The 13954-nt window shown below is 39.1% G+C and carries 7 protein-coding genes and 1 riboswitch; all 7 genes read right to left on the bottom strand.

Annotated features, from left to right (window positions below):
• Nucleotides 1-4944: carbohydrate binding domain-containing protein (locus ACI6MV_RS01260; protein WP_407267967.1), on the bottom strand; the 4944-nt coding region annotated here is incomplete at its 3' end.
• Between the two features lie 474 nt (nt 4945-5418).
• Nucleotides 5419-6003 (bottom strand): transposase, encoded by a 585-nt coding sequence (locus ACI6MV_RS01255; protein ID WP_407267966.1) that lies wholly within the window; start codon nt 6001-6003, stop codon nt 5419-5421.
• 565 nt (nt 6004-6568) lie between these two features.
• A complete protein-coding gene (locus ACI6MV_RS01250; RefSeq protein ID WP_407267965.1) occupies nt 6569-9550 on the bottom strand; it encodes an EAL domain-containing protein in 2982 nt (993 codons plus the stop codon).
• Between the two features lie 330 nt (nt 9551-9880).
• A riboswitch (cyclic di-GMP riboswitch) is annotated at nt 9881-9966 on the bottom strand.
• Nucleotides 9967-10068: 102 nt separating this feature from the next.
• Nucleotides 10069-10269 (bottom strand): magnesium chelatase domain-containing protein, encoded by a 201-nt coding sequence (locus ACI6MV_RS01245; RefSeq protein ID WP_407267964.1) that lies wholly within the window; start codon nt 10267-10269, stop codon nt 10069-10071.
• Nucleotides 10270-10555: 286 nt separating this feature from the next.
• Nucleotides 10556-11380 (bottom strand): phosphoenolpyruvate hydrolase family protein, encoded by an 825-nt coding sequence (locus tag ACI6MV_RS01240; protein WP_407267963.1) that lies wholly within the window; start codon nt 11378-11380, stop codon nt 10556-10558.
• 24 nt (nt 11381-11404) lie between these two features.
• Nucleotides 11405-12625 (bottom strand): Tm-1-like ATP-binding domain-containing protein, encoded by a 1221-nt coding sequence (locus ACI6MV_RS01235; RefSeq protein ID WP_407267978.1) that lies wholly within the window; start codon nt 12623-12625, stop codon nt 11405-11407.
• Nucleotides 12626-12721: 96 nt separating this feature from the next.
• Nucleotides 12722-13924: a phosphoenolpyruvate hydrolase family protein gene (locus tag ACI6MV_RS01230; RefSeq protein ID WP_407267962.1), complete on the bottom strand. Its 1203-nt coding sequence runs from the start codon at nt 13922-13924 to the stop codon at nt 12722-12724.
• Between the last annotated feature and the right edge of the window lie 30 nt (nt 13925-13954).

Raw genomic sequence — 13954 nt, 5'->3', positions numbered from 1 at the left:
CGCTTTAACAGTTACGAGAATTTCTGCATTTGGGTCAGGTATGGAAGGGTCGTCTTCCTCCTTAATTACCGCTGCTTCGAACGTTGTTACTGCTTCGTTTAACGTTGTTACTGCAGCATCTACCTGATCTTGGTCGGCTTCATTATCTGCTAATACTGACTCTGCAGCAGCAATTGCCGCTTCTAATGCATCTACTGCTGTTTGTGGATATTCGTCTACTTCTTCTCCTACTACAGCACTTGATACTTTGTCATTCGCTTCGGTAATCGCACTGGATAATGCGGTTGTATCAACATCTCCTGCTATTGCCGCTGCTTCAAATGTTGCTAATGCTTGATTCAAAATTGTTGCTGCTTGATCAATTGTTTCTTGCCCCTCGATTGTGTTTTCAATTGAGTCATCGGTTAGAACTGCTTCTGCATCTTCAATTGCACTTTGAATTGCTAAAACTGCTGATAATGGATATTGACCTGGGTCATCCCCTATTTCTGCCTCTGCAACTACAGCATCCGCATCAGTAAGCGCTTGTTCTAGTGCCGTTCTTTGCACTTCATTTATAGAAGCATAGAACGCCTCGACTGCTTTTTTTAATGTAACGATAGCTTGATCTACAGTTGCCTGTTCAGAACCTACCGCTGCCTCAGCAGCTGTAATTGCTGTTTCTAGAACGTCTGCTGCAGCTTGTGGATATTGTCCTACTGCATCTCCAATATCTGCTGTACTTAATACTTCATTCGCATGATCAATGGATTGTGACAATCCAGCATCTGTAATGGATAGCTGATCCCACCATATCGTTCCTGGTGTAGCCCACATACTGAAATTAAACTTAATCGACGTTGTGCCTTTTGGGGCAACAGATGTTTGAAGCGTAAACGCTTCCCAATCATTTGTTCCGAGCTTATCAATATAAAGCTGTTCATTCGTTATTTGATTGCCATTTTCATCAAAGTAGAATACATAAACATATCCTTTTGATTCAATTGCTTCTGTCTTATACCAGCCCGAAATGGTATATTGCTTCCCACCTTCTAAAGATAGGGTTTGATTAACCAATTGACCTGAACTTGTGTCAGTGTCTTCCATTTTCAATGACCACTCACCGTCTTTTATTACGGTTGAATCACGAGAGATTACGCCACCTGAACCATAGGATGTACATCCCCATCCTTCTGGACACACACCGTCTTCTCCCACTTCAAAGCTAGGATTAGTCAAATAGTTTACACTAGGTTCTACCACTTCACCAATTGTAAAATCAATCGTTTTTGTAGCGGTATGTCCTGCATTGCTAGTTGCCTTTGCAACAAGTGTATGTGGACCATCGCCTTCGATAGCTGTTCCTTCTGTCCAAGGCTCGCCATCTACCCAAACCTCCAAGCTATTGATTCCACTATCAAAACGGTTTGATTCGTTGTAAGCAACAATTTCATAAGGTCCAGCCTCGTCTGTTGCAATACTTATTTTATATTCATTATTTACATCAAGTAATAAGGATTGTGCATCACTTACACCCGTTAACTTATAGCTCCAATAAGAATCTTTATTAACAAAGCGTCTTCCTTTACCGTTTAAATCTCCACTGTCATCTTCAAACATATATTCTGCTTCTGTAGTAGAGCCAACGTCAAATTCAATGATCGCTTCATTATCCTTAAACACTTTTAAGTTTCCTAGTTGAGCACCGAAGCCATCTTCGACTGTGGAATCCTCAAATTTCACATAAATCGTATCGCTCTCTGCTGTGAATTTGGAAATATCAATATCTCCTACTTGTGCAGAAACAACAGGGGTGACAGGATCTTGATAATTTTGACCATCTTCCACACCTTCAATAGTAATATCTGGTAGGATTACCGGATATTCTAAAATAACAGATGCATTAAATGCATCAATCGCTGTATTTACTGTGCTAACAGCTGCATCTACTGTCGACTGATTAGCATTGTCGTCCTCCAATACTGCTTCTGCCTCAGCAATCACTGTTTCTAGTGCATCCACTGCAGCCTGCGGATATTGACCTACTTCATCGCCAACTACTGCTCCTTCTACTAAACTAGTAGCAGTAGAGATCACTTCAGATAAAGCAGTAGTATCCGCCTCTTCAGCACTTGTTGCTACAGTATTATAGCGCATGAGTGTTTGATCTGGACCACCACTAAACCAGATACGACCTTGATGATCTTCTACTACTCTCCTTACATTAGCACTTTGGAAAAGAGTTGTTAGATTTTTGTCCGCATCTAATCGGAACAAGCGATTCCCTGCACTACCATACACATTGCCGTCTTGAGCAAGTAACATGGAGCCATATACACCCCAACTATGACTTTGCCCAACGTCATCGTACAAGGTTTGCGTAGTTACCTCTTTTGTATTTGTATCATATACAAACAGGTCTCCACCACCGATACCCCAGACATTTCCATCTGGACCAATTGTAAGCGCACTGACCACTTCATTACCTTCTAGAGGTACAATCGTTTCTTCTACTTGCTCCGTATCCATGTTAAAAACGACTAATTTTCCTTCATCGGTAACAGGACTTGAGCTTAGACCACCATGAATGGTTGTACCTAAGTATGCGTAGTCACCTTTAATGGCAAGAGAAGTAATCGATTGATCTGGACTTAAACCATTATATTCTTTCACTTCTTCTGTTGCCGGATCATAAATCGCAAAAGAACCGGCCAAATGACCACGATCTGCAATAGCTCCAATATATATTTTTCCGTTATAGGATTTCATTGCAACAGGTCTGTTTTGCTTCGTTTCCCCTAAATCAAATATGGTTTCTGGATCCCATGGTTCATTTACATGCTGTCTATAAAATACGGCAGAAGGGTAATTACCAAAATAAATGTAATCGCCTACTGCAGCCATTCCCTCTGCTTGCCCTGGTCCGTCAAATGCTTCGGTATTCAGCGGGTCGTCGGGATTAACACGGAATGAACCTGCACCCTGTACACCAACACCATACACACTGCCGTCACCGCCAACTGTAAGCTGATACGTCTTACTTGCAGCAGATGGCATTGGTATCTCTATCGTTTTATAAGCATCTGTCTCCGGATTCCAAACGAAGATTGATCCTCCGTTTTGAATACCTGCATAAGATTCACCCGGGTAGTTCACCTGATCATCAAGTCGAACTTTACCTATCACACCAGAATTTGGGAAGTAATGCGGTGAATCCACAATGCCAACCGAATCATCATCTAAATCAAAATAATTAAGGTCGCCATTGTAGGTGAATAAAACTCTATTTTGTGCGTCAGGTTCCGCTAAGTCACCATTTACGTTCTCTAGATGTTCGACTTGCTCATACGTATCAGCATCAATAACAATCGCATCCGTAGGGTTTACTCGTTTAACAAATAAGCGATCACCATAAAGTTTAATACTTCGTATGTGTTTTGATTCCTCAAGATCTTGAAGAATTCGTTCCTTTACTCCAGTCTCCGGGTCATAAACATAAAGAGCACCTGGGGAGCCAAGCGAAAGGAATATCTTGTCTTTATATTCTATAACATCCCATAAATAGGATCTTCCCTCGTCAATTTCATCTAATATTTTGAACTCTTCTGTAACTGGGTCATACGTAAATAAGTTACTTGGGTTATAACAAGTACCCCAAAGCTTTCCGTCAGAAAGTTCGAACAAGCTATTCAAACGTCGACAATCTGTTGGTAAATTTAAATTACTAATTTTCTCAGTATCTGGATCATATACCTGCACCCCATTAGAAGTTAGATAAACTTTTCCATTCGAGTGCATCATCGTGCCTAAAGAGTTTGAGTTTGCTTGAAGCAATGCATCTAAACTACCATCATTCAAATCAATCTTGCCAAAGTTATAACCTAAGGTAGTAACCGTATAGGCATAGTGGCCATCAAAAGCCGCATTATTTGTATGCAAGGTGAACGCTTGTGAACCAAAGTCTTCAATCTCTGGAAGCTGTTCCACATTGACCATGTCCCACCATGTCGATCCAGTACCTTGATGCGTAACTTGAACATTAACCTTTACCGCTTCAAAAGGCGATTGGATATCTTTAGCGATTTCATCCCATTCTGAAGAGGAAGCAATGACTGATTCCTCGTCGATAATGTTATCGCTCGCATCCATCCATTGTACCTTTAGTACAGCATCACCGTTGTCCGTTTTCGCGCTACCTTGAAAGCGATACCACACACCACCATTTACTGCTCCATTTTGTTCTACTACTACCTCTTCGTCAGTAGAAGCTGATAATTTAATAGAGCGGACTCCTTCTGCGGAATCTGAATCATCGGTAGTAACGCTGCCTACACCATTCGATGTCCATTGATCAGTATTATTTTCAAAGCCACCGTTAAACATCACATTGCCAACATCTTTAATAGAGGCAGAATCCCAATAAATACTACCAGAAACACCATCTTGTGCTAAACGGAAGTCTACCGTTGCTGCGCCCGATGGAGCAGTTACTTTGCCACTGATTTCCTTCCAATCGTGGGTCGGGTTGAGATTCGCATCTGCATACAGGATTTCCTCTTGAATTTGATCACCGTTTGCATCTCTAAAAATTAATTGAATGTAAGGAGAGTCACTTACATTATTGGTACGGTGCCAAACGGAAGTCATATAAGTAATTCCAGGAGTCACTGCAACTTCAGCTTGTTCGATAATGTTATAACCATCCGTATTGTTATCATAGGTCATGAATGATTGTGCACCTTTATGGACTGGGTTAGTAAGAATATCATATGTACCATCCCCGTCAACTGAGCATTCCCAACCATCTGGACAGTTATCTTCATTCTCATCCGTTTCGAAGCTACCGTTTGTTAGCTCCGTAACACCAGCAGTTTGTGTTGTTGTTGAGGTTTCACCCACCTCAGCATACGTCACTATTGGCATGATTAAGAGTATTACCATCAGAAGTATAAAGAATTTTTTCATTTCTAAAAATAACTCCTCTCCATATTTTTTTGGAATCTATATGCTACTTAGTGGATCACCTCCTTAAGTGCACGCAACCTGGATGCTATATTTTTTAATAATTCTGTAAATTTAGCAAAAATTGAAGGAGATAAAATCGAAACCGTTTACATCAAATTTAGAATAGCCGTGGAAAGGAAACACACATGTTGTTAATCTGTATTCTGTTAAATTTATCGTTCTACAATGGGTCCGTTTAATAAATGTGTAATAACTCAGGAAGTAGTTTCTGAATAATCTTATGAGGAAAAACAATCGGTGCTAGTTAGTTTTAGATATTGTTAATACTTGTTATAGTACATCCACACAATTAAAATCACTTGTTGCACATAAGATTATAGTAAAAATGGTATAATGACAAGTCTATTAAATGTCTTTTTATAGGTACCTACCACCGAATGGTCGGGGGTGGTGCCTGTCACTTCCCGGTTTTTGTCAAATGGTGTCGCTTGAATCCGAGGTCCCCTCACTTGCACCATTATCATTCTCAACAAACGCCTTATACTTCCCCCTCCTCTCCCACATACTCCCTGTATAATAATCCATAATGATGCTTGTATTTACAACCGGAGAACCAGTTGTGTGTAGGTAATTCCGATAGCTGCTCCAACAATAAGCTTCAACCTTCTTAACCATGTTTGCTTCAATGGGATTCCGATAGATGTAGCGGCTTACTTCAAGCATGTCTTGCTGAGAGTAGATGATCTTGTCATAGTACCGCTTCTCAAAAACGTGGCCAGTAATTCGATTTTTCGTATTATAATAATCGGCATAACGTTTGTTTAGGAGGGACATTACTTTGGAGATTGGTTGTTGTTGGGTCCGCATTTGCAGATGAAAATGATTCGTCATTATGCAGTAGGAGGCTAAATCAAAAGGAGCAATTTCATTTACTTTGTGGAGCATATAGAGGAAAATCTTGAAGTCACCTTCATCTTTAAAGAGAGCATCCCTGCGGTTTCCACGACATACAACATGATAGAAGGTGTTCGGAATCCAAATTCGTTTCTTTCTAGGCATAATTATGTACCTATCCTTTCTTTGGGATACGCGTTCGGATGCGACGCATGCTAGCTGCTTCCTAGATGGATTCACTCGTTATGTGTCCGTCACTTTAATCGGCGGTCGCCCGCGGAAGCCTGACTTCATCTGTATCCTTGTACCCAATTGTACTTATAAATGCCGCATTGTTCGGAAGACTATGGAACTACCCACCTCATACAATAGCTTTTTCTTATTATTAAGATAAACCATCTTCACAAAGGTGTAAAAATGCCAAAATAATAATTTAAACCTGATTTAACCTATTAATATATAATTTTTCCTAGAGAAAAAACAAAAAAACACTAAACATACATAATTCTTAATGAAGCTTTAGACAAATTAAGCACTCGCCACTTAACTAGTCTCTTGAAAAGGTTGAAAGTAAAATGAACCTATACAAAACAAGTGATTGACTGGTCAATCACTTGTTGGAACGAACACTCGCTATGTCTTTATAAAATGCTACATTTAATCGATTGTCCAGCGCCAGCACTAATAGACACATTGTGACAAAAATCGGGTAGTGACAGGCACCGTTCCCCTACTGACCAAAATTCTTCTCAAAATCTAGTACAGGTTGTGGCCTGTTAAATAAGTACCCTTGTCCATAATCACATAGTTTATTTTTCAAGAAATGTAACTGTCCCTCACGTTCAATGCCTTCTGCGACTACTTTGAAGTTCATGTTTCGGCTCATGTCAATGATGTTCTGGACAATTGTTTCCTCATTTTCAGCATGAAGATCATCTATAAATGATTTATCTATCTTAATATTATTGATTGGAAGGTGTTTCAACACACTTAAAGATGAATAGCCAGTACCGAAATCATCCAGAGAAACTTGTATACCCAGTTTTTGCAATTCACCTAATACAGCAATTGACGTTTCGACATTTTGCATTACGCTCTCCGTAATTTCAAAATCTAATAAATGTGGTTGAATATTAGTTTCCTCTAAAATTGCCTTCACATTTTCAATAAATCTCTCATCCTCAAACTGTACCACAGATATGTTAATAGCTACTCGGAAATCATGCATGTCATACTGCTGCTCCCACAGTTTAATCTGCTCACAGACCGATTGAATAACCCAATATCCGATTGGGATGATCAGTCCTGTTTCTTCGGCTAACGCAATAAACTTTATTGGTGACAGAAGCCCTAACTCCGGATGATTCCATCTTATTAATGCTTCTCCACCTCGCATTTTGTTTGAATTCAAATCCATAATAGGTTGATAGAATAATATAAATTCCTTCCGTTCTAAAGCCTTATTTAAATTCATTTCCAGTAACAGCCGTTGCTCTGCCTGTTCACTCATTGATGAAGAATAAAATTTATACGCATTTCTACCTTTTCCCTTTGCTTCATACATCGCACTATCCGCATGCTTAATGAGCGATTCTTCATCCTCACCATCATCTGGATAAACGCTAATACCAATACTCGTCGTAATATATAGCTCCCGATCTTCAAGATTAATCGGCTCTTTAAAAGCATCGATTATCCGTTCCGCTACGACTGCTACATCTTCTTTTTGTCGAATTCGCGGAAGAATTAGTACAAACTCATCCCCACCCATTCGTGCAAACAAATCAATTTCACGTATAGATGTTTTGATACGTTTCGCAACCTCTAGCAATAACTGATCACCAACTGTATGCCCTAGACTATCGTTGATTTGTTTAAACTGATCTAAATCAAAGAACATAACAACAAATTCTCGGTTGTGCTTTTTAGCATCTTTTAACACTTCATGAAGTTTCTCATATAAATAGATCCGGTTCGGCAGCTTCGTTAATTGGTCATAATAAGCTAAGTGCTCGACCTGTGCCTCCACCCGCTTTCGTTCTGCTTTCTCAATTGCTAAAGCAACAATGTCCGCAATTGATGACGAAAAGCTTTGTTCATCATACGTCCACTGTCTAGGCATCCCTATGTGTTCAAAACTTACTACTCCAATCACTTTACCGTCAATTCGAATCGGTGCATCGATATAGGAACTGACAGATGGATCGAGAAACGGCTTGTACATACTATAATTACTAATATCCTTATAAACATCATGTACCGTAATAAGTGAATCCTTTTCAATCGATACCATATAATGAGGATTATCCTCTAAATCTATGGAATCTATCGTTTTGTGCACATTTTTACTCCATTCAAACCGATCCTTACACTCAAGCACATAACGCTCTGGATGGTATAACCAAATATTTACACGTTCTACACCAAGTGAATTCGATGCGGATTCAGCAATAATCTTATAAGCTTTATCCAACTTTCCGTTATTGATGTCCTTATTTTTAATCAGTTGCAACAGCTCAGACTTTTGCTTTCGAATACGCAATTGCGAATCAAAATTCTGCGCCTGCTTCTGTTCTGTTACATCCTTCACCGATATTTGTAAGGTATTCTGGCTGGATAAGGATTCATATGGTGTCACCATCACCTCTACATCATGCACATGGTGATCCAATCCGATAAGTTTACCCTCTATAATGGTAGATTCTCGTTTTCTTTCACTGCTTTGCTTTAATAAAGCTTTGAAAAAGTCTTGAAAATCCGGATGCGTAAATTGCAAGATATCTAATCCTACTAGATCAATTAAGCCAGAACCACCTAATAATTTGATTCCTTTTTCATTTGCAAATACAATTTGGTTATCACTATATAAGTATATAGATTCTTGTGTAGATTCAATAATTTCCTGATATCTTCGCCTGCTCTCTGTGATCTTCTGCTCATTTCTAATTCGGTCAATTTCAGCTGTAATACGATAGGAAAGAAAGTGCATAATCTCCTTTGCGAGCTCTGTATTCATCATAGGTTGACACTCCAAAATAGCTATGGCCCCTAGCAACTGCTGTTGATCATTTAAGATAGGTACTGCTAAACAGCTTTTTACATCCGTATCAGGAATAGCAGCACCTATTTCTTCTATATCATTTATGTATACGGAAGTTTTTGTCTTCTCTAAATCCTGTAAAACTTCTGCCGGGAAATACTCCCATATGTCATGTTCTAATTCATGACGATTATAGCTAGCCAACGTTTGTAAACCTTCTCCATTCATTCTTCCAACGATGGCAGCATCAACTTCAAATACCTCGGTTATAAATTTCACAACAGCCCTTAAAAAGGATTCTCCTGTTTTATTGGAAATTCCCTTAAAAAAAGCTCTGAATATTTCTAATGCTTCTGATTTTTTAAAGATGATTAGTGTATGCTGCTCTTCATTTACAGTACAGTACATCATTTTTGATTGCAGTTGGATCTTTGTCTTGTTTTGCGTCAAACCAAGATTCAACTCTTCACTTCTTATGTAATTCGGAAAAATAGCACGAATCACCTGATTAATTAATTCGATTGGTCGCTCGTAACCTAGTAATTGCCCAGCTACTACATTGGCATAAACGATCTTTTCTTGATCATTGATAAGCACAACACCGTCTGGAGAATCATTAAACGTCGATTCCTTGAATACAACATCATTTTGTCCGATTGAATTCCCTTTCATTAACAAGCTCACCTCGCTAGAATTTAAATGTATGTACGTTACAATTGTAGAATCGATGTAGAAATAGATGAGGATACAAGAATAGCGCAGAGCACCCACTTAGAAACATAGCGACTGGAGATCGAGTCGACTAGGATAACGGAATCATACCTATCCATTGGGGGGATGTCGACGTTGGACGACAAGTCCGCTCTTAGTCGACTTTCGATAAAACCTGAATCAATGATGACTTATCGTAGGTGATTCGTGAAGTCGCATAGTTACTGGCACTCGCAGCTAGACACTTGTAAAATAAAAACACACTCCGTTTAAAGAATGTGCTCTTTCAAAAACGGTAGCTGGCTGACATAACTGAAACAGTCTAAGTCCCTATAGCATTGCGTCACTGCATTTCCACAGCTTTGCCTTTGCCTATATAAAATTGTCGCTTTTATTCATATTTATATACTTCATGAAACCACAACTTGTAAAAAAATGCAAGAAAACGGTGGTTATTGTCGAATCCACAATTTGTAAACTTAGCGAATATCTAGAAATCTTGAATTCCCTTTTCTCTTTACAACCGGTGACAAGTCAATCTGAATCCTTTTATCTGGAATAGTACAACAGTCTTTTGCATAGAAATCAGCCATAACCTCGTCTTCCAATTTCTTCACAGAAGCAGCTGGGAGACCAACGATACTAAACCCTAGCCCCCCAGTGAACAGCTGCACTTCCACTTAAACTTGGCCCCTTCAATTTCTTTAACCCTATACTCGACACCACCCACATATTCCAAGTATATATTTTGAGCTTTAGCCTGTTCCTGTTTGCCCTGTTCGATCATCCACCAGTACTCATTTCCAACTTCTTCAGTTATAAGTGCAAAATGATAAGCATTAGTGTGGGGTTATATTAATTTCTACATAGAAGGTCTTTTTGTCATCATCGGGAAATGAAGGCACCTCTTTACGAAAATAGATCTAGCCCCCGAAAGGACTAGATCTATCTTTATTAAAAGTAAGGTTATTTCCCTATTTCCTTAAATGCTGCTGATTGCTCTCTAATTCCACGTTCCGCTGCAAATCTTTCAATGCTCGATGCTCCAAAGAATCCAACAATGCCATTTACGCGTTCAATTACATATGCTGCATCATCTGGTTCCGCAATTGGCCCCCCATGGCAGATGACTAAAATATCAGGATTGACTGCCTTTCCAGCATCTACAATTCCTTGAATACGTTCCACGCAGTCATCCAAGGATAACGCCGTTTGCGCACCAATCGTCCCTTTTGTTGTTAATCCCATGTGTGCTACTAGAATATCCGCACCTGCTTCGGCCATCTTTGTCGCTTGTTCTTCATCAAACACATAAGGAGTTGTTAATAAATCCAATTGGTGTGCTTTACGAATCATGTCAACCTCTAGATCGTATCCCATTCCTGTTTCTTCTAAATTGGCGCGGAAAGTTCCATCAATTAGACCAACTGTAGGAAAATTTTGTACGCCACTAAAGCCTTGGTCTTTTAATTGCTTTAAAAAAACATCCATGACGCGGAAAGGATCTGTTCCATTTACTCCTGCCAATACAGGTGTATCTTTAACTACTGGTAACACCTCACTACCCATTTCTACTACGATTTGGTTGGCATCTCCATAGGATAGTAATCCTGCTAACGAACCACGGCCAGCCATTCTGTATCGACCAGAATTGTAAATGATTAGCATGTCCGCCCCACCAGCTTCACTACTTTTAGCCGTGATTCCAGTACCAGCCCCAACACCTAATAAAATATTTCCAGCATTTATTTCACTGGCAAAACGTTCTAGAATTTCCTGTCTTTTTAACATATCACTCTGCTCCTTCGCTATGATCTATTTAATGTAAGCTTTATCTAAGAGTTGAACTAACTGCTCTGCAGCCGTTTCTGCAAACGCTTTGTTATTAATATCAGTATCCATTTCAATGATCTTAACTTTGCTTGAATCAATATTTGCCTTTAACGTTTCAACTAACATTTCGTCTTCCTCTGGACCATAAAAAGGTTGACCCTCCACATCAATTCCTGATAAACCTTTCAGTGGCAACATTAAAACCGTATTTCCTTTTGCTCGATTTAATTTTTCCGCAATCACTTCACCTAATTTTTTATTCTCTTCCACAGTTGTCCGCATTAACGTAATCGTAGGATTATGTTTATAGAAATTACGACCCTCATAGTGCTTTGGTACCGAGTTAAAAGGGCCGAAGTTTACCATATCTAACGCACCTAATGAAACCACCTGAGGAATATCATTGTCTGCTGCTGCCTCCAAACGGTTTGGACCACCATTCAATATGCCTCCCATTAACTCGTCTGCCCATTCTGTTGTTGTTATATCAAGTACTCCGTCCACAAATCCATCAGCAATTAATTGTTCCATTGTTCTACCACCGACACCTGTTGCATGAAAGATTAAAAGTTCGTACCCTCTTGCCTCTAAGTATTCTCTTGCATAATTCACGCAAGGTGTTGTTAAACCGAACATCGTCGCTGCAATTAATGGCTTTTTCTCCACATCTATCTTACTATCAAATTTCACCATACCCACAATGGAAAATACGGCATTTGTAAAAATTCTGGTAGAAATAATATTTAATCCAGCTACATCTACAACCGATGGCATCATAATAAGATCACTTGTTCCAACATAAGGTTCGGTATTACCAGATGCTACAGTCGATACCATAACTTTCGGAACACCAATTGGAAGTGCACGCATACCTGGTGTAGAAATCGATGTGCCTCCAGTTCCACCAAAAGATAAGACCCCATCAAACATCCCATCATCATATAATTTAGGTAAAAGCACTTCTACCCCTTTTGCTAAGACTGCTGTAGCGTTCGATCGGTCTCTCTTTGCTGCAATTTCACTAATGTTCTCGCCAACTGCTGCTGCAACTTCCGCATTATTCACATCAGGCGTGAACGCAGGTTCAAATACCCCTGTATGCACCGTAAAAGTTGCTAATCCCAATGATTCAATTAGTTCCTTAACAAATAAAAACTCTTTCCCCTTTGAATCAAACGTCCCGACCAAAGCAATCGTCTTCACCATTTAACACTCCTCAAATTTAAATTAAAAGAAAACGTTATCATTAGACAATACAATGATAGCGCTTTCTATACAAGAAGGGAATGGCTCTATGTTTTACAAACTTGTCTTTATGTTCGTTTCTATATATTTTCTTGGCGATACCCCTTTATACTTTTTAAAAATTTTGCTGAAATTAGTATAGTTAGGATATCCAACCATTTCCGCAACAATGTGCAACGGTAAATCTTTTGTTTTTAAAATCTCAATCGCTCGGTTCATTCGAAAATTTATCAGGTATTGCGTAAACGAAATGCCTAACTCTTGTTTAAACAATGTGCTTAAATACGTACGAGACAAATTAAGTATGTGCGCAAGTTCATGGATGGTGATATCCTCCATATAGTGTAATCGAATGTATTTCTTAATGAAATCAATGTAATTTTGCTGACCGCCAATCCCCCGCATAATCCTCTCGATCAATTCATCATAATGAAAATCATTCGTTTGTTTAAAGGATTTAGTAATTTCGGTCAACGTCTGCTCACTTGGAATCCGTTCGAAAACGGAACCACCAATATAACCAATAATATCCGTATCCTCATACATATAGCTAACATCAATAGGACTGGTAACCGGTCCGCCATAAATCATTTTCATAATGTTAGCGTTTTTTTGATTACACGTGTTAAAAATCTGAACTGCCTTCTTTTTTGCTTCTTGCAAGGATATTATTTTTTTCGCACCTAAAAAACCACCCTCCGTAAACCCCAAGTGAACACAAATCACGTCTGCTCCTGCGTCCATCATTTGCATAGCTTGATCTTCATCAAAAACAAAAGCAACGGTGAACAGTCCTTTTTGATTAGCGATCCGGATTGCTTCTACCTCACTGTCATAGGTGGTCCCGTCCTCTTCCAAAGCCTGTCGAAAATCGCCATCAACTAATCCTACACTAGGATAATTGTTTACCCCAGCAAATCCTTTATCTTTAATCATGTCAATGTATGAATCTAATTCTATTGTTGGATCACTTGGGAATAAACCAAAGAAAATTGGAATATTTTTAACAATTGGGATGAGCTCTCTATGAGCAAAATCCATTACAAGTTCATTATTATTTTGATAAGCAAGAAAACCAGCTAACGAACTAACTCCCATTTGTCTAAACCGCCCAGAACTCAACGCTAAAATAAAATCAGCTCCGCCACGTTCTGCATATTTACCTGTCATTCCAGACCCTGCTGCTACTCCAATTAAATTACCTTGAATTTTATAACGGTGATCCAGAAACTCTCTAACCCGTTCTTTCTCATTCATACGTATTCACCACCCGTGAAATTTGGATAG

Source organism: Radiobacillus sp. PE A8.2 (assembly GCF_045635475.1).
Lineage (GTDB): Bacteria > Bacillota > Bacilli > Bacillales > Amphibacillaceae > JBJGXI01.
This window is presented reverse-complemented; position numbering and strand designations above follow the sequence as displayed.

Excerpts from the sequence above, each read along its gene's own strand:
- ACI6MV_RS01255 (WP_407267966.1), bottom strand. The coding sequence starts at position 6,003 with ATGCCTAGAAAGAAACGAATTTGGATTCCGAACACCTTCTATCATGTT.
- ACI6MV_RS01250 (WP_407267965.1), bottom strand. The coding sequence starts at position 9,550 with ATGAAAGGGAATTCAATCGGACAAAATGATGTTGTATTCAAGGAATCG.
- ACI6MV_RS01240 (WP_407267963.1), bottom strand. The coding sequence starts at position 11,380 with ATGTTAAAAAGACAGGAAATTCTAGAACGTTTTGCCAGTGAAATAAAT.
- ACI6MV_RS01230 (WP_407267962.1), bottom strand. The coding sequence starts at position 13,924 with ATGAATGAGAAAGAACGGGTTAGAGAGTTTCTGGATCACCGTTATAAA.